Origin of the sequence: Rhodococcus sp. IC4_135 (assembly GCF_011602025.1) — a bacterium.
In the GTDB taxonomy this organism is placed as follows: domain Bacteria; phylum Actinomycetota; class Actinomycetes; order Mycobacteriales; family Mycobacteriaceae; genus Rhodococcus_F; species Rhodococcus_F baikonurensis.
Genome location: NZ_JAAOLG010000002.1, coordinates 607,132 through 628,248 on the forward strand (window position 1 = coordinate 607,132; position 21,117 = coordinate 628,248).

General features: G+C 63.7%; 23 protein-coding genes. 10 read left to right on the forward strand and 13 right to left on the reverse strand.

Features of this window, described 5'->3' with window-relative positions; genetic code table 11:
• The first annotated feature begins 284 nt into the window (after nt 1–284).
• Nucleotides 285–1,889: a DEAD/DEAH box helicase gene (locus tag G8767_RS07660; RefSeq protein WP_166809818.1), complete on the forward strand. Its 1,605-nt coding sequence runs from the start codon at nt 285–287 to the stop codon at nt 1,887–1,889.
• Between the two features lie 9 nt (nt 1,890–1,898).
• Complete coding sequence (locus G8767_RS07665; RefSeq protein WP_166809757.1) at nt 1,899–3,101, forward strand: PQQ-binding-like beta-propeller repeat protein; 1,203 nt, start codon at nt 1,899–1,901, stop codon at nt 3,099–3,101.
• A gap of 13 nt (nt 3,102–3,114) precedes the next feature.
• Here G8767_RS07665 and G8767_RS07670 read toward each other — a convergent pair whose 3' ends face one another.
• Nucleotides 3,115–3,912 (reverse strand): AAA family ATPase, encoded by a 798-nt coding sequence (locus G8767_RS07670; RefSeq protein WP_095969281.1) that lies wholly within the window; start codon nt 3,910–3,912, stop codon nt 3,115–3,117.
• Between the two features lie 71 nt (nt 3,913–3,983).
• On the opposite strand from G8767_RS07670, the gene G8767_RS07675 reads away from it, so the two are divergent.
• Nucleotides 3,984–4,607: an acid phosphatase gene (locus tag G8767_RS07675; protein ID WP_095969282.1), complete on the forward strand. Its 624-nt coding sequence runs from the start codon at nt 3,984–3,986 to the stop codon at nt 4,605–4,607.
• A gap of 17 nt (nt 4,608–4,624) precedes the next feature.
• Nucleotides 4,625–5,104, forward strand: coding sequence for a GNAT family N-acetyltransferase (locus G8767_RS07680; protein WP_003940724.1), 480 nt, complete (start codon nt 4,625–4,627; stop codon nt 5,102–5,104).
• Between the two features lie 4 nt (nt 5,105–5,108).
• Here G8767_RS07680 and G8767_RS07685 read toward each other — a convergent pair whose 3' ends face one another.
• The gene (locus G8767_RS07685) at nt 5,109–5,591 is read right to left on the reverse strand and encodes a hypothetical protein (RefSeq protein ID WP_124566395.1); all 483 of its coding nucleotides are present in this window, start codon (nt 5,589–5,591) and stop codon (nt 5,109–5,111) included.
• Between the two features lie 41 nt (nt 5,592–5,632).
• Between G8767_RS07685 and G8767_RS07690 the strand changes: the two genes are divergently transcribed.
• Both G8767_RS07690 and G8767_RS07695 read left to right on the forward strand, forming a co-directional pair.
• Nucleotides 5,633–6,589, forward strand: a complete 957-nt coding sequence (locus G8767_RS07690; RefSeq protein WP_166809758.1) for a diacylglycerol kinase family protein — start codon at nt 5,633–5,635, stop codon at nt 6,587–6,589.
• 255 nt (nt 6,590–6,844) lie between these two features.
• Nucleotides 6,845–7,099, forward strand: coding sequence for a WhiB family transcriptional regulator (locus G8767_RS07695; RefSeq protein WP_003940950.1), 255 nt, complete (start codon nt 6,845–6,847; stop codon nt 7,097–7,099).
• A 119-nt stretch (nt 7,100–7,218) separates the two neighbouring features.
• Here G8767_RS07695 and G8767_RS07700 read toward each other — a convergent pair whose 3' ends face one another.
• The 4 genes from G8767_RS07700 to G8767_RS07715 all read right to left on the reverse strand — a co-directional run bounded on the left by G8767_RS07700 (nt 7,219) and on the right by G8767_RS07715 (nt 10,171).
• Nucleotides 7,219–8,721 (reverse strand): sensor histidine kinase, encoded by a 1,503-nt coding sequence (locus tag G8767_RS07700; protein WP_166809759.1) that lies wholly within the window; start codon nt 8,719–8,721, stop codon nt 7,219–7,221.
• 8 nt (nt 8,722–8,729) lie between these two features.
• Nucleotides 8,730–8,945 carry a biotin/lipoyl-binding carrier protein gene (locus tag G8767_RS07705; protein WP_007731208.1) on the reverse strand — a complete coding sequence of 72 codons (216 nt, stop codon included), beginning with the start codon at nt 8,943–8,945 and terminating at the stop codon, nt 8,730–8,732.
• 312 nt (nt 8,946–9,257) lie between these two features.
• Nucleotides 9,258–9,539, reverse strand: coding sequence for a mycothiol system anti-sigma-R factor (gene rsrA / locus G8767_RS07710; protein ID WP_003940722.1), 282 nt, complete (start codon nt 9,537–9,539; stop codon nt 9,258–9,260).
• On the reverse strand, nt 9,536–10,171 hold the full coding sequence (locus tag G8767_RS07715; protein ID WP_021343724.1) for a sigma-70 family RNA polymerase sigma factor: 636 nt from the start codon (nt 10,169–10,171) through the stop codon (nt 9,536–9,538). The genes rsrA and G8767_RS07715 overlap by 4 nt, the downstream gene beginning before the upstream one ends.
• 269 nt (nt 10,172–10,440) lie before the next feature.
• On the opposite strand from G8767_RS07715, the gene ybaK reads away from it, so the two are divergent.
• Nucleotides 10,441–10,935 carry a Cys-tRNA(Pro) deacylase gene (gene ybaK / locus G8767_RS07720; RefSeq protein ID WP_166809760.1) on the forward strand — a complete coding sequence of 165 codons (495 nt, stop codon included), beginning with the start codon at nt 10,441–10,443 and terminating at the stop codon, nt 10,933–10,935.
• Between the two features lie 24 nt (nt 10,936–10,959).
• Nucleotides 10,960–11,673 (forward strand): SIMPL domain-containing protein, encoded by a 714-nt coding sequence (locus G8767_RS07725; RefSeq protein ID WP_166809761.1) that lies wholly within the window; start codon nt 10,960–10,962, stop codon nt 11,671–11,673.
• Between the two features lie 3 nt (nt 11,674–11,676).
• Here the strand turns inward: G8767_RS07725 and G8767_RS07730 are convergent, their stop codons facing one another.
• Complete coding sequence (locus G8767_RS07730) at nt 11,677–12,429, reverse strand: SOS response-associated peptidase (protein WP_020969226.1); 753 nt, start codon at nt 12,427–12,429, stop codon at nt 11,677–11,679.
• A 49-nt stretch (nt 12,430–12,478) separates the two neighbouring features.
• On the opposite strand from G8767_RS07730, the gene aroA reads away from it, so the two are divergent.
• The gene (gene aroA / locus G8767_RS07735; protein WP_166809762.1) at nt 12,479–13,792 is read left to right on the forward strand and encodes a 3-phosphoshikimate 1-carboxyvinyltransferase; all 1,314 of its coding nucleotides are present in this window, start codon (nt 12,479–12,481) and stop codon (nt 13,790–13,792) included.
• Nucleotides 13,741–14,778, forward strand: coding sequence for a ribosome small subunit-dependent GTPase A (rsgA, locus tag G8767_RS07740; RefSeq protein WP_124566400.1), 1,038 nt, complete (start codon nt 13,741–13,743; stop codon nt 14,776–14,778). Before aroA ends, rsgA begins: the two co-directional genes overlap by 52 nt.
• Before the next feature lie 101 nt (nt 14,779–14,879).
• Here the strand turns inward: rsgA and G8767_RS07745 are convergent, their stop codons facing one another.
• The 6 genes from G8767_RS07745 to G8767_RS07770 form a co-directional block, all read right to left on the reverse strand.
• Nucleotides 14,880–16,121, reverse strand: a complete 1,242-nt coding sequence (locus tag G8767_RS07745; RefSeq protein ID WP_003940700.1) for a fatty acid desaturase — start codon at nt 16,119–16,121, stop codon at nt 14,880–14,882.
• Between the two features lie 138 nt (nt 16,122–16,259).
• Nucleotides 16,260–17,522 carry an acyl-CoA desaturase gene (locus G8767_RS07750; protein ID WP_020907111.1) on the reverse strand — a complete coding sequence of 421 codons (1,263 nt, stop codon included), beginning with the start codon at nt 17,520–17,522 and terminating at the stop codon, nt 16,260–16,262.
• A 24-nt stretch (nt 17,523–17,546) separates the two neighbouring features.
• Nucleotides 17,547–18,665: a ferredoxin reductase gene (locus G8767_RS07755; protein WP_003940928.1), complete on the reverse strand. Its 1,119-nt coding sequence runs from the start codon at nt 18,663–18,665 to the stop codon at nt 17,547–17,549.
• Nucleotides 18,666–18,757: 92 nt separating this feature from the next.
• Nucleotides 18,758–19,258, reverse strand: a complete 501-nt coding sequence (locus G8767_RS07760) for a hypothetical protein (RefSeq protein ID WP_020969223.1) — start codon at nt 19,256–19,258, stop codon at nt 18,758–18,760.
• A gap of 23 nt (nt 19,259–19,281) precedes the next feature.
• Entirely contained in the window at nt 19,282–20,691 is a 1,410-nt protein-coding gene (locus G8767_RS07765; protein ID WP_095969099.1) for a wax ester/triacylglycerol synthase family O-acyltransferase, read from the reverse strand.
• Nucleotides 20,685–21,110: an HAD-IA family hydrolase gene (locus G8767_RS07770; RefSeq protein WP_166809763.1), complete on the reverse strand. Its 426-nt coding sequence runs from the start codon at nt 21,108–21,110 to the stop codon at nt 20,685–20,687. Before G8767_RS07770 ends, G8767_RS07765 begins: the two co-directional genes overlap by 7 nt.
• Nucleotides 21,111–21,117: the final 7 nt, after the last annotated feature.

Consider the following 21,117-nt stretch of genomic DNA (forward strand, 5'->3'; position numbering starts at 1 on the left):
CAACGTGCAGCTACAATGGTCTTGGGAGTTCGCCAGTTCCCCCGGGCCATTTGGTTAGCCGGGACGGCTGTCTTCACACGAACCCCACCGATAATGTGCGCGCACCTGCATCGACGGTTGTTGCCCGCTTCGCCGAGATCGCCGGACGGTTCGAATTCGTCCGAGTGGAATTCAGTGCTGAGGCGTAGGCATGACCGAAGAAAAAGAGGGCATCGACATCGGCCGACTTACGGCCTGGCCCCTTACCTTGTGCGTGCGTACCGCCACGAGGAAAGGCTAGTCCCCTGAGCAAGATCACTGTCGACCACGAAGACGAAGCAACCGAGAACACCGTTTCCGTCCAGCTCGACGACACCCATGTACCCCCGACCTTCGCCGAACTCGGTGTCCGCGACGAAATCGTCCGCGCACTGAACGAGATCGGCATCGAGCGCACCTTCGCCATCCAGGAACTCACCCTCCCGTTGGCTCTCGCCGGTGACGACCTCATCGGTCAGGCACGAACCGGTATGGGCAAGACATTCGGTTTCGGCGTCCCGCTCCTGCACCGCATCGTCACCGCCGAGAACGGCACGGCGGTCCTCGACGGCACTCCCCGCGCGCTGATCATCGTTCCCACCCGCGAACTGTGCATCCAGGTCGCCCGCGACCTCGAGAACGCCAGCAAGTACCTCCGAGTCGGCGATCGTGGTCTGCAGGTTCTGCCCATCTACGGCGGCCGGCCGTACGAGGCGCAGATCTCGGCACTCCAGAAGGGCGTCGACGTTGTCGTCGGCACCCCGGGTCGCCTGCTCGACCTCGCCAACCAGTCGCACCTGATCCTGGGCAAGGTCGGCGTTCTCGTCCTCGACGAGGCCGACGAAATGCTCGACCTCGGCTTCCTCCCCGACATCGAACGCCTCATGGGCATGGTCCCCGACAAGCGTCAGACAATGCTCTTCTCGGCCACGATGCCCGGCCCGATCATCACTCTGGCCCGCACCTTCCTGACGCAGCCGACGCACATCCGCGCCGAGGAAGCCGAATCCTCCGCAGTGCACGACCGCACGAGCCAGCACATCTACCGTGCGCACGCTCTCGACAAAGCCGAGATGGTTGCCCGCGTACTGCAGGCCGAAGGCCGCGGCGCGACGATGATCTTCACCCGTACCAAGCGCACCGCCCAGAAAGTCGCCGACGATCTCGCCGAGCGTGGTTTCTCCGTCGGCGCGGTCCACGGCGACCTCGGACAGATCGCCCGTGAAAAGGCACTGAAGGGCTTCCGCAACGGCAAGGTCGACGTTCTCGTCGCCACCGACGTCGCTGCACGCGGTATCGACATCGACGACGTCACTCACGTCATCAACTACCAGTGCCCCGAAGACGAGAAGACCTACGTCCACCGCATCGGTCGTACCGGCCGCGCCGGACGCACCGGCATCGCCGTCACGCTGGTCGACTGGGACGACATCCCTCGTTGGCAGCTCATCGACAAGGCACTGAGCCTCGGAATCCCCGATCCGGTCGAGACGTACTCGAGCTCGCCGCACCTCTACGAGGAGCTGTCGATCCCGGCCGACGCCAAGGGCACTGTTCGCAAGGCCAAGGCTGCGCCTGAGAAGGCTGCAACCGACAAAGCCGCAACGGACAAGGCCGACGCGCCGAAGACGACCGACTCCGACGGCAACGAAGAGAAGGCCGCTCCCCGCCGCAACCGGACCCGTCGCCGCACCCGCGCCGGCGCTTCGGCCGACGCCGCGACGTCCGCCACCGCTACCGCGACCACCGCTCCCCCCTCGGCACCCGCCGCAACCGGTGCCGAGAACACGGACGACGACGGAGCAGCCAAGCCGCGTCGCCGTCGGCGTCGTCGCCCCGCGGCTACCGCGACGGCAGGCGCCGCAGAGTAAGCTGCCGATGTGCTGGCTCCCGAAAGGCGTACTCGCTCAGATCTGATCGGTGCGCTGGCTCTCGCGCTGGCCGTAGTCGTAGCGGTGACCGTGGTGTGGTTGCGCAGTGATGCGCACGGAACCACCTCGGTCACCGCAGACACGTCACTCCCGCCTCTCTCGACGTCGGTGTTGTTGCCCGACATCCTGAAGCAGACGTGGGAATCCCCCAGTGCCGATTCGTCGTCGCCGATCACCGTCGGCAATGCCGTCGTCACCGCCGACGGCTCCGAAGTGATCGGCCGCGATCCGGCAACGGGTGAAGAAGTGTGGCGTTACGCGCGCAACATCCCCCTGTGCGGTGCGATCGGTTCATGGGATCGCGTCGTCAGCGTCTATCAGGACGATCGCGGTTGCTCCCAGGTCACGTCACTGGTCGCGGACACCGGCGCCCGAAAAGACCAGCGCAACAGCGACGCCGATTCCGCGGTCAGTTTGTCGGCGGACGGCACCTACCTGATCTCACGCGGCAGTGAGCGAATGGAACTGTGGCGCTCGGACCTTGTCCGAACCCTCGAGTACGGCCGGGTCGACGCGAAGGTCAATCCCAACAAGCAACCTCGCACCGGATGCACGCTGCTCGACGCCGCGTCGAGCGCCAACCGTGTCTCGGTACTCGAACGCTGCCCCGGTGAAGCCTCCAACAGGTTGACGGTGATGAATCCCGCTCCCAAGGACGCCCAGGAACCCGAGGAGTACGGATCCTCGATTCTCCTCGACTCCGAGGGCGCCCGCCTGCTGGCCGTGGCCGGCGAGAAAACGGCGGTCTACCTCCCCGCCGCCAACGGAACTGTTTCTCGCATCAGCATTTTCGACGGATCCGGCAGCCCGATCGTCGACTATCCGATCGAGGGAGCGGTGACCGAAGATGCTCGCACCCACGCCGACAAGGCTTCGATCACGTGGTGGACCGGGTCGCAGACGGTCAACCTCCGACTGAGCGATCTGGCTCCGACGTGGATCGTCAACGGAACGTCCGGGCCCGGAAGCATGGTCGCCGGTCAGATGCTCATCCCCGTTCCGGGCGGCATTGCAGCCGTCAGCCCGTCGGACGGAGCGGTGCAGCGCATGATCGCCGTCGACCGCGGTGAGACGGCGACACCGATCGTGCTCGCCAGTGCGGGCGAGACGATTCTGGAACAGCGCGGCGATACCTTGTTCGCGCTGCGCTAGAAGCTCGCCTTCCTCAGAGCGCCAGTTCCGGCGCGAAAGTCACGACTTCGTTTCCAGCCCAATGCTTTACGAGATTGTCGGCGAGTTCGCGATAAGCATCCGCGCCCTTGTTCTTTCGTCCGGCGAGGACCGTCGCGCCCGACGCGGACGCCTCGGCGAACTTGACGGTGCGTGGGATCGGCGGCGCCAGAACGGCGAGGGAGTAACGGTCGCTGACGTCGGCGAGCACGTCGCGACTATGCGTGGTTCGAGCGTCGTACAGAGTCGGAAGTGCGCCGAGCAGAACAAGATCCGGGTTGGTGATGGCTTGGACTTCACGAACCGTACGCAGCAGCTGTCCGACGCCGCGGTGTGCCAGGGTCTCGCATTGCAGTGGAACCAGAACCGACTGCGCCGCAGTCAATCCGTTGAGTGTGAGCACACCCAACGACGGTGGGCAGTCGATGATGACGACGTCGTAGGAACCCAGGAGCGGAGACAGCGCCCGCTTGAGCGCGAACTCGCGGCCGGGTCGCATCAGAAGCAACGCTTCAGCGCCCGCGAGATCGATCGTGGCCGGCAGCAGGTCCATGCCGTCGTCCGTCTTCAGCACGGCGTCGACCGCGTCGAGATCACCCGCCAGGACCTCGTTGACCGAACGCTCGAGGCGATCCGGGTTGTGGCCGAGCGAGAACGTCAGGCAGCCCTGCGGGTCGAGATCCACCACCAGGACTCGTTGTCCGAGCGCGGACAAAGCCGCACCGAGAGAGGCGACGGTAGTGGTTTTAGCCACGCCGCCCTTTTGATTCGCCACTGCGAGAACCGTCGTCACACGTAGATCCTTGCGCACTTCGCGCCAGGAGGCGAGCTACACACGCGAGGCAGCCTGCAATGATGGTCGACATGACCTCCCAGTCCACCCCCTCGTCGATCCCTCTCGGTGCTCGCGTCGTACTGATGCGCCACGGTGAAACCGAGTGGGCACGGACCGGAAAACACACCGGACGGACCGAGGTTCCACTGACTCCGCTCGGCGAAATGCAGGCCACCGCGACCGGAAACCGACTGCGGACACTCGACCTCCGCAATCCCATGATTCTGACGAGTCCGCGTTTGCGCGCACAGCTGACGGGTGATCTTGCCGGCCTGCCGGAGGAGCGAACCTGGGATGCACTGTCGGAATGGGACTACGGGGACTACGAGGGCCTCACGACACCCGAGATCCGGGCAACGGTGCCCGATTGGACCGTCTGGACACACCCGTGCCCCGGCGGCGAGCAGGCCGACCAGATCCATGCCCGCACCGACATGGTGCTGTCGATGGTGCGTTCGCAGCTACCCGAGCGGGACGTGATCCTGATCGGGCACGGCCACTTCTCACGCGCACTCATCGCTCGCTGGCTCGAGCTCCCCGTGACGGAAGGAAAGCGCTTCGCGTTGTCCCCCGGCGCATACACGGTTCTCGGTTACGAGCACGGGGCTACTCACCTCCTCCACCACAACGTGCCACCGCTCGTGGAGGCGTGAGGCTTAAGATCCTCTGCATGATCCGACGCGCCACGCCCGCAGACGTCCAGCCGATCACCGACATGATCTACGAGTTGGCGGACTACCAGAAGGCCCTCGACGAGTGCACCGTGAAGGCGGAACAGATCGGCGAGGCTTTGTTCGGACCGGCCGCGACGGCCTTCGCGCACGTCGCTGTGAATTCCGCCGACGACGTCGTCGGCATGGCGCTGTGGTTTCGCAATTTCTCCACGTGGGACGGCGCGCACGGCATCTACCTCGAAGACCTGTACGTCAAGCCCAGCCAGCGCGGATCAGGGCACGGGAAGGCTCTTCTGGCCGCGCTCGCCAAGGAGTGCACCGACAACGACTACACCAGGCTGTCCTGGTCGGTGCTCAACTGGAACACCCCCTCGATCAAGTTCTACGAGTCACTCGGTGCCGACGCGAAGACGGAGTGGACCACGTATCGCCTGACCGGCACCCACCTCGGGGCGCTCGCGGCCGAGGCCGAGTAGGAGTTCAGTCTTTCTTGCGCCCGGTGTCGCCGGTTCCTTCGGCGTCCGGACGTTCCTCGTCCGATGACGCCTCGTCGGCATAGGCTCCGTACTCCGCTGCCATCCACCGAGACGTCGGCGCCGAGAACAGGCAGCCGAGGGCACCGAGAACGACGACACCCAGAACGATGCCGAGCGGAACCTGATGTGAATCGGTCAGCAGCGACCAGGCAACCGGCAGGAGCAGCAGCTGGGCGACGACGGCGATGGCCCGGCCCCACCGGCGACCGGTCAACAGCGCTATACCGGCAGCCAACACCGCGCCGCCGAGGATCGCGACCCAGGCGGCAAATCCGTATCCGTTGGTGACGCTCTGATCGTGGCCGGTTGCACCGCGAATCACTGCGACGATCGCGAACCCGGCGGCAACGAGCCCTTGCAGCGTCACGAGGGCACCTGCCCATGTGACTGTCTTGGGCAGGGCGTTCGGACTGGCGGTATTCGGCACGAGGCCAGCCTAGAACACGACACCGGATAGGCTCATGCCCCGTGCGCGCACTGCTGATCGTCAACCCCAATGCCACCTCCACCACCGCTGCCGGTCGTGACCTGTTGGCACACGCCCTCGAGAGTCGGGTGCGACTTACTGTGGCGCACACCACACATCGGGGACACGCTGCCGAACTGGCGCGCGAAGCCCACGAAGACGGGTTCGGCTCGGTGATCGTCCACGGCGGCGACGGCACGGTCAACGAAGTGGTCAACGGACTGCTCGGGTCACCGCATCCCACGTCCATGAAATCGGTTCCGGTCGGTCCGATCCCGACGATCGCAGTCGTCCCCGGAGGCTCGGCAAACGTTTTCGCGCGCTCGCTCGGTATCGCCGCCGACCCGATCGATGCCACGAACCAACTCGTCGACCTCCTCTCCGAGCGCACGCGACGCCGAATCGGACTCGCACACTGCGACAACCGTTGGTTCACGTTCAACGCCGGAATGGGCCTCGACGCCGATGTCTGCGAGGCCGTCGACGCCAGCCGCAAAAACGGTGACGCCGCCACACCCGCCCGGTACGTCCGAACCGCAATCGCGGCGTTCTTCCGTGCCAAGCGAGCCGAACCAGCACTGACCGTCCACCTTCCCGAACAGGATCCCGTCTCCGGAGTCCACTACGCGTTCGTGTCGAACTCGAGCCCGTGGACATATCTGGAAGAGCGCCCCGTACACACCAATCCGGGAACGACTTTCGACAGCGGACTCGGCATCTTCGCCATGACGAGCACCAAAGTCCTACCGTCCTTGCGGGTTGTGCGACAGCTCCTCGCACGCGGCGCCGAGCCGAAATCGAAGGTTCTTCTCCGCACCGACGACGTCCCGTCAATCACCATCGAATCGTCGCGACCGATCGGACTGCAGATGGACGGCGACTACATCGGACTTCGCGAAAAGGTCGAATTCACCTCGGTCCCGGATGCACTGGAAGTGTTCGCGCCGATTGCGACGTGAGTCAGGCAACACGTTTGACCTGCAAAAACTCTGGTGCCGAATAGCCGAAATCGGGTAAAATGCCGGTGACGCCCAGGTGGCCGTCAGGTGTGTCACAAATTAGTGAGTTGGCCCACGAACCCGTTCAAACCTATTGACATACCGCGAGTTCGTGAAAGCATTCACAAGTAACAGTGCGGAAACATTGATGACGCACACACAAACTCATTGGTACCAAATGGTGTGAATACACACCCAATTAAGGAGCGAAAAAAGATGGACTGGCGCCACAACGCAATCTGTCGCGACGAGGATCCCGAACTGTTCTTCCCGGTGGGAAACAGCGGACCGGCCCTCGCTCAGATCGCTGATGCCAAGGTTGTCTGCAACCGCTGCCCCGTCACCGCCGAGTGCCTGTCCTGGGCTCTCGAGTCCGGTCAGGATGCAGGCGTCTGGGGCGGAATGAGCGAAGACGAGCGTCGCGCACTCAAGCGTCGTAACGCACGTACCCGTGCACGCACTTCCGTCTAGGTAGAACCGAGACGTTCGACTCGCGACGGAGAACAGCCCCTCCGCACAGTCGAAGACGACAGCCCGGCACCACATGGTGCCGGGCTTTTTGTCTGCTCGAATCAGTAACGATGCGCGAATCAGTAACGCGCAGTACGCCTACCGAGCGGCACACGCAGAACCGCGTCGGTGCCACCGCCGCTCCCCGGGTGCAGTCCGAGTGAGCCGCCGAGTTCGGCGCCCAGCAAAGTCCGAACGATCTGCAGTCCGAGGCGATCGGATTTCTCGAGGTCGAAATTTTCCGGGAGCCCGCGCCCGTTGTCGTGGATGATCACGTCCAACCAGCGTGCAGAACGCTCGGCGCTCAATGTGACCGTGCCGGTAATACCTGGATCGAAAGCGTGCTCGATGGCGTTCTGCACCAACTCCGTCAGCACCATGACCAACGGGGTGGCACGCTCGGCGGAGAACACTCCGAAACTTCCCTCACGCCGAATCGTCACCGGCACACCTACTCCCGCGACATCGGAGAGCATGGGAACCAACCGGTCGATCACCTCGTCGAGATCCACCTCTTCGTCCACCGACATCGACAAGGTGTCGTGAACGAGGGCGATGGACGTCACGCGCCTCACCGATTCTGTCAACGCTTGTCGCGCTTCGTCGTTGCCGGTTCGTCTGGCCTGTAGACGCAGAAGCGCCGCGACGGTTTGCAGGTTGTTCTTCACTCGGTGGTGAATCTCGCGGATGGTCGCGTCCTTGCTCAGGAGCGCGCGATCACGACGCTTGACCTCGGTGACGTCGCGGACGACGACCGCAGCACCGACGTGCCGACCGCCCGGCTTGAGGACCAGGGCTCGCAGCAGAACGGTCGCCCCGCGCGCCTCGATCTCCATACGGCGACCGGGCTTGTCCGCCAACGTATCCCGGATGTATCCCGCAGCTTCCGAAGACTCGAACGGGTCGGTGACCAACGAACGGGTCAACGCCGCGAGATCTTGGCCCACCAGATCCGAACTCAAGCCCATCCGGTGATAGGCCGAGAGCGCGTTCGGGCTGGCGTAGACGACGGTGCCTTCGGTGTCGAGACGGATGAACCCGTCGCCCGCACGTGGGCTCGAGTTCGTGTCCGAGCGCGATTCTCGGATCGGGAAGGTTCCGTCGCTGATCATCTGACACAGGTCTTCGGCGCAATCGAGATACGCGAGCTCGAGCGGACTCTGCGCTCGCTGGTGCGACAGGTTGGTGTCGCGGCTCAGAACCGCGATGACGCGCCCGTCCAGACGCACGGGAACGGCTTCCTTACGTGGCGGCATTCCTTCACGCCACGTCTCGTCTTCGCCGCGAACGACGCGGCCCTCCACGAGAGCGCGGAGAACCTGCGGGTGCTCGGACTCGGAAACGACCGTCCCGACCGCGTCCTCCGGAAAAGCCGTCGATGCCGTTGTCGGCCGGCAGTGCGCGACGCAGATGACCGACCCCTCCGAACGGGTCTTCTCCGATTCGGTGCCCACCCACAGAAGAACATCGGCAAAGGAGAGGTCGGCGAGCAGTTGCCACTCGCCCACTACGCGCTGGAGGTGGTCGACCGCCGCACCCGGGAGATCGGTGTGTTCGGCGAGGAGGTCACTGAGAGTGGACATCGTCCGACTTAGGAGATCACGGCGATCAGATCGCCTTGCTGAATGACATCGCCGACCTTGACGCCCACCGTCGTCACCGTTCCCGGAACCTCGGCCAGGACCGGAATCTCCATCTTCATGGATTCGAGGATGACCAGGGTGTCGCCGTCCGCAACGACGTCTCCCTCGCTCACGACCACCTGGTAGACCGTCGAAACCATCTCGGCGCGGACGTCTTCTGCCATCGTGAACCTCACTTCTGTCGGAACTGCACTCTGACCACGAAAATACGTCGACGGATCACTCGATCGACCTGCCAATGGAACCACACCGGCATCGGCGTGAAACAATGACGCGAAAGAAACAGAAGGGATACCAATCATGGGTAAGCGTGGTCGTAAGAAGCGCAGCCGTAAGGGCAACGCCGCTAACCATGGCAAGCGTCCAAACGCCTGACATGTAGCGCAACAAAACGTCCGAGGGGCGGGGAAGCATTGCTTCCCCGCCCCTCGGCGTTACTGCCTTACGCTACTACCGCTCAGATCGTCGCTGACGGGCTAGCTGTCGGTTTCGGTAGTCGTTATGACGATGGTCCGACGCAACTCGACGGTGAGCCGCTGACGCAGACTTTCCGGCGCGTGGTCTCCGCCGCACTTACGGTTGATCAGGCTCTTGACCTTCTCTTCGATCCCGTAGGCCTCGAGGCACGATCCGCAATCGTCGATATGACGTTGCAGGCGAGCACGACTGGAATCGTCACATTCACCGTCGAGCATCAACCAGACGTCGGCGATGACTGCCGAGCAGTCGAGCCTTTCGAATTCGTCCTGCTCACTCATCGTGTGACACCTTCCGTCTCGGTGGCTGCGACTGTGGCTGTGTCGACTGCGCCGTCCCGATTGAATCCCCGGTCCTTTGCGACATCGGCCAGAAGACCACGCAATTGCTTGCGACCACGGTGCAGTCGCGACATCACCGTTCCGATGGGTGTGCCCATGATCTCCGCGATCTCCTTGTACGGGAATCCTTCGACATCGGCGTAGTACACCGCCATCCGGAATTCCTCGGGAAGCGACTGCAGCGCCGCCTTGATGTCGTCGTCGGGCAACGCGTCGAGCGCCTCCACCTCGGCCGAACGCAGACCTGTGGACGTGTGCTCAGCGGTCGCGGCCAACTGCCAGTCGGTGATCTCGTCCGTCGGATACTGCGCGGGTTGGCGCTGCTTCTTACGGTACGAGTTGATGTAGGTGTTGGTGAGAATCCGGTACAGCCAGGCTTTCAGGTTGGTACCGGCACGGAACGAGCGGAAAGCGGTGTACGCCTTGACGTACGTCTCCTGCACGAGATCCTCGGCATCAGCCGGATTCCGAGTCATACGCAAGGCAGCGCCGTACAACTGGTCGAGCAGCGGGAGCGCGTCGCGCTCGAACCGGGCAATCAACTCATCCGCAGTTTCGGGCGTTTCGGACACTGCGCCGTCGGCAGGTTCGCTAACCCCTGACGGTTCGTCCTTGGGCCGGTCGTGTTCCAGCACTCTGATCCCTTCACTAGCCGTAGGGATCAAGGTTACCGCCAACTGAAGATCCGACCCACGGGCCGGTGGTGGCTCACACACAGCCAGCACGGTCGCTCCTTCGCTTCTCGGGACAAGTTTCATCAACTGGTACCAACACGGGAGTCTGCGACTCTGTTCCCGGCCTGGTCGGATGCACCTGCCGTCGATCCGCATAGGGTGTCCTCATGGCCGGAACAGCGACCCCTGCGACCGTACTTCTCGACAAGTCGAAGACACCGCACCGAGTCCACAGCTACGACCACGATCCTCGCGCCGAATCGTTCGGCGACGAAGCCGTGGACGCGCTGGCCGAGTCGACAGGCGTCGAGGCTGCCCAGATCTTCAAGACCCTGGTAGTCAAACTCGACACCGGCAAGCTCGCCGTCGCGGTTCTGCCGGTCCCGGACAAGCTCTCACTCAAGGCTGCGGCCGCTGCCCTCGGTGCGAGCAAAGCAGTCATGGCCGATCGCGCCGAAGCCGAGCGCTCGAGCGGCTACGTCTTCGGCGGCATCTCACCGCTCGGCCAGCGCAAGAAACTGCCGACCGTGATCGATGCGTCGGCGCTCGACTGGGACCGCGTTCTCTGCAGCGCCGGTCGACGCGGGCTCGAGATCGAGCTGGCTCCGACGGACCTCGTGCAGTTGAGTGGCGCGGTCACGGCGCAAATCACGGCGGGCTGAGTATCCGGTCGCTACGGTCTCACCATGCGACCACACCTGAAAACTCTTGCACTGACCGCTGCAGCGGCAGCCCTCACCGTCTCGCTGACGGCCTGCGGGAGTTCGGACAATGCCGCCAAGGAAGTCACGGTAGTCGGATCAGGGCAGGTCCGCGGAGCGCCGGACATCCTCAATGCCGACATCGGCATCGAGGTTGTTGCCCCGGATGTATCGGGAGCGGTCTCCGAGTCGAATGACAAGGCCCGTCAGATGATCGACGCGATAGTCGCCGCCGGCGTGGCCCCCGAGGACGTGCAGACAAGCGATCTGTCCGTCCAGCCGCAGTACGACGCCAGTGGTGGACCGTTCATCGGCGGCAACGTGACCGGCTACCGGGCAACCAACTCGGTACGGATCGTCGTCCGCGATCTCGACAAGGCCTCTTCTGTCTTGGACGCCGGCATCGCGGCGGGCGGAAACGCGGCACGGCTCGGCAACGTCGCCTTCGCCATCGACGACGACTCTCAGCTTCTGGCCGACGCCCGCACCCGAGCTTTCGAGGACGCGAAGAACCGTGCCGAGCAGTACGCGGATCTGTCCGGCACTTCGCTCGAGAACGTCGTGAACATCACCGAGGCGCACGACACGAGTGGCGGTCAGACCATGCGCGCTCCCGACGCCTCGATGTCCGACATGGTTCTCGCCCCGGGAACCCAGCAGGTCTCGTTCGAAGTGACCGTTACCTGGGCTCTCGGCTGACTGCTAGAGCAGGCTGATCTGCTCGCCGGCACGGTCGACGTCCGGCTCGATCAACTCGTGTCCGTTGTTCTTGACACTGTTGACCAGCGGCCGGACTCGATCGACGTCGATTCGTTCGAAGAGATCCGGTACCGGCTCGAGCAGGGCCGAATCGACGGTGTTGTCGGGATCGAGCCACGCCTCCCAGCGGTCACGAGGCAGGGCGAGGGGCATGCGGTCGTGAACCTGCTCGAGGTGACCGAGAGAGTCGACTGTGACGATCGAGCAGCTCAGGACGGGGCTCGCGTTCTCGACCCTCGGGTCCCGCCAGGCAGACCACACGCCCGCCATGAACAGCCGCGATCCGTCGTCGGGGTGCATGTAGTAGGGAATCTTCGCGGCCTTCTTCCCGCCGGTGGCCTCGGTCTGCCACTCGTACCACCCGTCCATGGGGACCAGGCAACGCTTGAACTTGAAGGCGGTCCGAAACGCCGGCTTCTCCGCCAGCGAGTCGGCGCGGGCGTTGAACAGGACCGGGCCTTTGCCCAGCTCCTTGGTCCACGACGGCACCAATCCCCACCGCATCCGCCGAATCCTCTTGGTCGGATCGCTGTCGGGGTTCTCTCGATCGTGGCGTTCGACGACGGTCAACACCTCGGTCGTGGGGGCCACGTTGTAGTCGGCTTCGACGGGCGCCGAGTGGTCCGTCTCGTCGAGCGCATCGAGTTCCACCGCCAGGGTGGCCGGGTCCGCTGTGGTCGCATACCTTCCGCACATGACACCCAGGGTGGCACGGTTTCGACCATTCCCCCACCGATGAGAGAAGATGGACCATGTGAGTCTGAGTCTGTGGAGCGCCCCGAGGGCCCAAGCACCCGTCGATGCAGTGGTGACGCTGCCCGGATCCAAGTCCATCACCAATCGAGCTCTGATTCTTGCCGCACTTGCGGATGGCCCGTCCACGATCACCGGTGCACTCCGCAGCCGTGACGCCGACCTGATGATCGCAGCTCTGCGTGACCTCGGCATCGGCGTCGAGGAAGCCGGCGATCCGACCACGCTTCGCATCACCCCTGGGCCCCTGCGCGGCGGCGAGGTCGACTGCGGCCTGGCAGGCACCGTGATGCGCTTCCTGCCGCCGCTCGCCGCGATGGCCGACGGCATCGTTCGCTTCGACGGCGACGAGCAGGCACGCACACGACCGCTCGGCACCATCTTGGAAGCCCTCCGCGGTCTCGGCGCACACATCGAGGGTGACGCACTCCCGTTCACCGTCACCGGAACCGGATCCCTACGCGGCGGGACGGTCACCATCGACGCATCCGGTTCGTCGCAGTTCGTCTCCGGTCTCCTCCTCTCGGCTGCTGCCTTCGACGAGGGTGTCACCGTCCACCACGACGGCAAGCCCGTCCCGTCCATGCCGCACATCGACATGACCGTCGAGATGCTCCGCGAAGCCGGAGTTTCCGTGACGACACCAGCCACGGGCGGTGACGCGGACACCTGGCGTGTGGCACCGGGGCCGGTGCGCGCCGTGGACTGGGCGATCGAACCCGATCTCTCCAACGCCACACCGTTCCTGGCCGCTGCCGCAGTGATCGGCGGAACCGTCAGCGTTCCGATGTGGCCGTCGTCGACCACGCAACCCGGCGACGCGATCCGCGGGATCCTCGCCTCGATGGGCGCCGACGTCGCTCTTGCCGACGGCGTGCTGACCGTTCGCGGCCCGGAGAAACTGCGCGGCATCGACATCGATCTCCACGACGTGGGAGAGCTGACCCCCACCGTCGCGGCCCTGGCTGCTCTCGCCGAGGGCACCTCGCATCTACGAGGTATTGCACACCTGCGCGGGCACGAGACCGACCGTCTGGCCGCCCTCGCCGACGAGATCAACAAGCTCGGCGGCTCCGTCACCGAAACCGATGACGGCCTGACGATCGTTCCCGCGGAACTCCATGGCGGACAATGGCTCTCGTATGCCGACCACCGCATGGCAACAGCCGGCGCGATCATCGGCCTGGTCGTCGACGGCGTCGAGGTCGACGATGTAGGAACCACCGCCAAGACACTGCCCGGCTTCGAGAACATGTGGGTCGACATGCTCGAGAGTTCGACTGCGACGCCGAAGGCAAGCTTCTGAGTCCGCGGCAGTACGACGAGTCCGACGTCCGGGTACGCCCCGGACGCGGATCCCGCCCCCGTACGAAAACTCGGCCCGAACATCTCTCGGCTGAATCGGGGATGGTGGTGTCGAAGGATCGTGGCCGTTGGGGTTGCGTCCTCGGCGGTGATCCCGACCGGCTGATCGTCACGATGCGCGCCCGCGAGTTGGGCCGCACCCCGATCGTCGTCGGCGATCAGGTGGACATTGTCGGCGACCTGTCGGGTAAAACCGATACTCTGGCTCGCATCGTCCGGGTCTCCGAGCGTTCGACGGTTCTGCGCCGAACCGCGGACGACACCGATCCCTTCGAACGCATCGTCGTCGCGAACGCCCAGCAGTTACTCATCGTCGTGGCACTCGCCGATCCCCCACCGCGCACCGGCTTCGTCGAGCGGGCACTGGTCGCCGCCTACGTGGGCGGCCTGACACCGATCGTCTGCCTGACCAAGAGCGACCTCGAACCACCCGAGGAATTCGCGAGCACTTTCGCCGACCTCGACATCCAAGTGGTCGTCGCCGGTCGCGACGATCCACTGGACGAACTGACGCAGATCCTCGAGCACAAGCTGACCGCCCTGATCGGGCATTCCGGCGTCGGAAAGTCGACACTGGTCAATCGTCTTGTCCCCGATGCCAATCGAGCGGTCGGCATCGTGTCCGGCGTCGGCAAGGGCCGGCACACGTCGACACAATCGGTGGCGCTCCCCCTCGCCGGCGGCGGCTGGGTCATCGACACTCCCGGCATCCGTTCGTTCGGCCTTGCACATATCTCACCCGAGAATGTGGTGGCGGCATTCTCGGACCTTGCCGCGGCGATCGAGGATTGCCCGCGCGGATGCACACACCTGGGGCCGCCGGCGGATCCCGAATGCAAGCTCGACCTGCTGGAGGGCAAATCAGCTCGACGCGTCGTCGCGGTGCGACAACTGCTGGAAGCGATCAAGTCCAACGATCAGTACTGAGCGACACCCCTGCACGACGCCCCAGCGCGAGAACAGCAAAGCGGCCCGACACCATCGAATGGTGTCGGGCCGCTTCTGTTCTGGTCAGCGCAGGCGGGAAATCAGCGAAGGCCCAGGAGGCTGCGCAGCTTGCCGCTCTTACGCTTGCGTGCGATGGCGCTCTTGAGGCCGCTGCGACGCCCGGTCACGGGATCGACGGTCGACGTCAGTTCGCCGTCGAACATCCGCTCCGACGCCGTCTCGGGCGCATTGTCGACGGTGTCCTTGAGGTACTTGTTCGGCAGCGACAGCTTGGCGATGGTGCGCCAGGACTTGGCGTACTGCACGGCAAGCGGGCCCGTCGTGTACGGCAAGTCGTACTTGTCCGCGAGCTGACGCACCGTGACCGCGATGTCCTTGTAGCGGTTGCTGGGCAGATCGGGGAACAGGTGATGCTCGATCTGGTAGCTCAGGTTGCCAGTCATGAAGTCCATGAGCGCGCTGCCCTCGATGTTGGCGCTGCCGAGCATCTGACGCAGGTACCACTGAGCCTGTGTTTCCTTGTCGATGTCTTCCTTGGTGAACTTCTCGGCACCGTCCGGGAAGTGACCGCAGAAGATGACCGCGTTGGTCCACACGTTCCGCAGGGTGTTGGCGGTGAAGTTGGCCGACAACGTGCTCTTCCACGCCGGTCCGGTGATGGCCGGGTAGATGACGTAGTCGCGCAGGACCTGCTTGCCGATCTTCTCGCCGACCTCGCGAAGCTTGCGCTGCGTCTCTTCCTTGTCGGCGCGGCCCTTGGCCACCTTGCCCAGCTCGAGGTGCTGAGCGGCGATGCCGTACTCGAAGAACAGAGCGAGCAGCGTGTTGTAGACCAGGTTGCCGGCATTGAAGGGCTTCCAGCGCTGATCGCGGGTGACGCGAAGGAGGCCGTATCCGACGTCGTCGTCCATTCCGAGGACGTTGGTGTACTTGTGATGCAGGTAGTTGTGGGTCTGCTTCCAGTGTGCAGACGGGCCGGTGACGTCCCACTCCCACGAGGTGGAGTGGATCTCCGGGTCGTTCATCCAGTCCCACTGCCCGTGCATCACGTTGTGCCCGAGTTCCATGTTCTCGATGATCTTCGAGAGCGTCAGCAGTCCAACTCCGGCAAGCCACGCCGGACGACGACGGCTGGCGAAAAGCACTGCGCGGCCCCCGATTTCGAGCGAACGCTGCAGGCGAATGACGTTGCGCACGTAGCGCGCGTCCTTCTCGCCGCGCGACTCCTCGATGTCGCGACGGATCGCGTCGAGTTCGCGGCCGAGCGCCTCGATGTCGGCGTCCGTGAGATGTGCGTATTCCTTGACATCTGCAATCGCCATGGAAAGCCTCCTAGCAGTGAGTTAGGCGCAAAGTAGTAAGTGCAGAACGATCATGAATGCGAATCGTTCAGATCAACTGCACCTACTGTAGCGTAACTTACGGCACCGTAGGTTAGGTTTTTCCCGATGTAACCTATATCACTTCCGGCGCTTCGGCATGCGGGAACGGGCCTGTGACTTGAGTGCGGTCAACAAACCGAGACGCTTACCGGTGACCGGATCCGTACGAAGGTCCTCGACCATCGCCATGGCTGCATCCCGGAATCCCGAGTCGCGGAACCGTAGTTCCGAAGAGGTTTCCGGAGCATTGTCCGAGGTTGCGGTCAGCCACTTGTCCGGCAAAGCCAACTTGTGGATCGTGCGCAGAGCCAGAAGATACTGCTTGAAGAGCGAACCGGTGGTGTACGGGAGATCGAACTTCTCGCACAATGCACGCATCTTCACAGCGATTTCGGGATAGCGGTTACTCGGCAGATCAGGGAACACGTGATGCTCGATCTGGTAACTCAGATTGCCGCTCATGAGTCCCATGAGCTTGCCCGAATTGAAGTTCGCACTACCGAGCATCTGGCGCAGGTACCACTCGTGACGAGTCTCCTGCTCGAATTCGGCAACCGTGAACTTCTCGGCACCGTCCGGGAAGTGGCCACAGAAGATGACGACGTACGCCCACAGGTTGCGCACGAGATTCGCGGTGGCATTGGCCGTCATGGTCGACTTCCACGCCGGCCCCGTCAGAGCCGGGAACAAGATGAAGTCCTTGCCCACCTGACGAAAGATCTTGCGCGCGAAGTCTTTGTTCGCCTGCGAGTTCAGTTGTCCCTTTTCCGCGCCCTCCAACTCGGCTGCCGCCGTGAGGTCGTGCAGCGCGATGCCCCACTCGAACGTGGCCGCCAAGATCACGTTGGCGATCGGCTGGAACAGGTTGATCGGCTTCCACGGCTCGTCACGCGTCATACGCAGAATCCCGAAACCGAGATCCTCGTCCATCCCGACGACGTTGGTGTACGTGTGGTGCTGGTAGTTGTGGGCGCGCTTCCAGTGCTCGGAAGGACCGGTCTGGTCCCACTCCCACGAGACGGAGTGAATCTCGGGATCGTTCATCCAGTCCCATTGCCCGTGCATGACGTTATGCCCGAGTTCCATGTTCTCGATGATTTTCGACAGGCTCAGCAGGGTCGTACCGACCAGCCATGCCGGTCGGTACCGACTGCCGAACAGCGCGATACGCCCGCCGAGCTCCAACGCCCGCTGGACGCGAATGACGCGACGAATGTAGCGGGCGTCCCGGATTCCACGAGAGTCTTCGATGTCGAGTCGAATCTGATCGAGTTCACGTCCGAGAGCTTCGACATCGGCCTCGGTGAGGTGCGAAAACTCTTTGATATCGGTGATGGCCACCGTGGTCCTCCGTGTGCCTAGAAGCTATGCGTCCAGCGTACAGTCGCCGGCGGCAGCGGAGATGCACGTCTGAATGCGCTCACCCTCCGCGTGCTGTTTACCCGAACGTAGATCGATCGCGTGGCCGGCAACGAGAGGTACGACACACGTCTGGCAGATGCCCATACGGCAACCGAAGGGCATCAAGGCACCGGACTGCTCGCCGGCCTCCAGAAGGGTCGTCGCGCCGTCGACGGTGATCGTCTTACCCGATTTCTCGAACGTGACCGTGCCGCCGTCCGCCGAAGCGTCGATGCGCGACACCGCGAACCGCTCCATGTGGAGTCGATCCTCGATGCCTTCCGCCTTCCAGACGTCTTCGAGCTCGTCGAGCAACGGAAGTGGTCCACACGCCCAGGTATGGCGCTCACGCCAGTCGGGGCAGACCGTGTCGAGTGAACTGAGTTTGAACTTTCCGTCACGGCGCGTGAGTTGAACGTGGCTCACGAAGTCCTCGTGCTCTGCGTGCAGTGCCGTGAGTTCGTCGGCGAACATCACGTCGGATTCCGTCGGAGCCGAGTGGATGTGCATGACGTCGGGCAATTGACCGCGCCGGTTCATCGTCCGCAGCATGCCCATGACCGGAGTGATGCCACTGCCCGCGGTGATGAACAGGATCTTCTCCGGCGGCGGATCAGGCAACGCGAAGTTGCCCGACGGCGTGGCCAGTCGAACGATGGTTCCCGACGGCACCGCGCCGCTGACGAGGTGGCTCGAGAGGAAGCCCTCGGGCATGGCCTTGACCGCGATGGAGATGCGCTTGTTCTCCCAGTTGGGAGGAGAAGTGAGTGAGTACGACCGCCAGTGCCACCGGCCGTCGATATGCAGGCCGATGCCGATGTACTGCCCCGGCTGGTAGTTGAAGTCGAATCCCCAACCCGGCTTGATGACGATGGTCGCCGAATCCGTGGTCTCGGGCCGGACTTCGACGATCTGACCACGCAGCTCGCGGGCGGACCACAACGGATTTGCGAGGTGCAGATAGTCGTCGGGAAGCAATGGTGTGGTCAGCCGAGCCGCCGCACCGCGAAGCAGATTGAGCTTCGACCGCGCTGCCGGAACTACCGACGCCGCCGGTGCCTCGATCCAGTCCTTCAGACCCATCAGACCTCCACCTCTCACCTTCCGAACCCACTGCCTACGGTACCGTAGGTTATCAGGTTACGGTACCGTAGGTTACTTGACGGTAAGCACATTTACAGCAGGTCGAGCAAGAACGGCAACTCCTGCGCGGCGTACCACGCCAACTCGTGGTCCTCCGCGTCGCCGAGCGTGAACTCGGCATCGGCATCACCGAGATCCGCCGCGTCGACTATGCCAGCAGCGCGCTCGATGTCCGATTCTGCCTGTTCGAGGTCGACATGCACAGATGCAACCTGAGCCATCGTGACAGGACCTGCCAATCGGACTACCGAATCGTCGAGATCGGGCCGCAACTTCACATCGGCATCGTCGACGTCGGCGGCAACGACAGCACGCCGGAAGGTGACGTCGCCCTCGGTTCCGGCGATCAGCCGCAGCGACGCACGCGCAGCCTCACCCATGGCGACCTCGGCCAACTCGTCGTCGTCCCCCGCCGCGTACGACTCACGCAACGTCGGGGTGACCGCAAAAGCCGTCCGGCTCATCGGGTCGAACTCCTGATCTGCGACCAACTTCTGCAAAATCTCGACCGTCGCCGGTACGTACACCCTCATGAGACCACCTTCATGCTCGTTCGTCACCGACTCGCATCCGTCAATTCCTCGAGTGACTCGAAGATCAGCGAACGAACGACGTCGACGTCCGACATCGCGTCACGGTCGGCATTCAAACCGTAGTAGACATTTCCGTCGTACGACGTCAGGGCAATGCTGAGTGTCTGATTCTTGAGCAGTGGCGACACCGGATACATCTCCAGCATCCGAGCTCCGCCGAGGTAGAGCGGGAACTGCGGCCCTGGCGCATTGGTGATCATCAAGTTGAACATTCGCTGCGACAGACTGCTGGCCGCCCGGGAGCTCATCGCATGCAGCGTCGCCGGCGCAAACCCGGACATTCGCACCATCGTCTGCGCGGTGACTCGCCGACCCTGACGCGCGAATGCCTCCGTCGCATGCGCCACGTGCGAGAGCCGAACCACAGCGTTGGGTTCACCGACAGGCAGGTCGATGAGGAACGAGGAAACATGTCCCGGCGCCTGCGGATCGTCGACGTCGGGACTCTCGGGGCCATCCGTGTAGACCGACATGGGCACCATCGCCCGCACGATGGTCGCCTCGGTCACCGGCTCGCCACGCGAGAGCAACCAGTTCCGCATCGCTCCAGCGATGACGGTCAGAATCACGTCGTTGATCTCGCACCCGTACCGCGCGCGAATGCGTCGATAGTCCTCGAGTGACGTCTTGGCCACCGCGAGGCGTCGATTGCGCGAGATTGTGGCGTTGAGCGGGCTCGACGGGGCAACCTGCGTCGCCGTTCGAACGACTTCTGCGAGCTTTCCGAGTGCGCTCACCGCCTCGGTGACGGACGTGGTCACGTCGTTGAACGCTGCACGCGCCCGCGCGATCCCCTCCCCCGGACTCGTCACGAGATCCGCCAGCGCACTGACCAACAAGCTGGTATCGCTCGGCGGCCTGGCGGGCATCCACAATTCTTCGGGGCCGGGCGCTCGATTCTTCTCCGGATCGAAGATCACCTGACTGATCTCGGGAGCCGCCTCGCCGTCCACCAACGACGAATGGGACTTCGTGAAGATGGCAAATCTGTTTCTGCTCAGACCCTCGACCAGGTACATCTCCCACAACGGTCTCGTGCTGTCGAGAGGTCTCGACGTCAGCCGCGCGATCAGATCCATCAGCTGTTCGTCGGACCCCGGCTTGGGCAGAGCCGATCGACGGACGTGATACGTGATGTCGAAATCCGAGTCGTCCACCCACACCGGGCGGGCCAGCCCGAACGCCACCTCACGAACTCTCTGGCGGTACCGCGGAACCGATCCGAGCCGATCTTCGACCAGGCGAAGCAATTCCTCGTGATCGATCCCGTTTCGCAATTGCCGGAAAATCCCCAACGAGCCGACATGCATCGGCGTCGTCCCGGCTTCGAGGAAGTAGAAGGCCGCGTCCTGAGTGGTCAGTCTGTTCACCATGGCTTCGTGTCCCCTCCTTCGCCGAGCTCGAACAGAATCGACAACTCCTCGATGGTCGATTCCGAGCCGACGTGATGGACCCCGACCATCCCGACGGCCACCGCCGCGCGAACGTTCACCTCGAGATCGTCCACGAAGACGAACTCCCCCGGATCGACGCCTAACCGACTCGCCGCCAACAGATAGATCTCGGCGCCGGGCTTCGCCATCTCGACGTCACCGGACAAGATCACGTCGTCGACCAAGACCCCGTCACCGAGATCCCGCAACCACTGAGCATTGGCACCGCCGGGATCGTTGCTGACGATTCCCGTCACGATTCCGCGGGCCCTCACCGCGCGCACGACCGCGCTCAAACCGTCGAGATCCGATCCCGGACCGAACAGCACGCCACCGACATCCAACAGAAGTCCCCGCACGCCATCA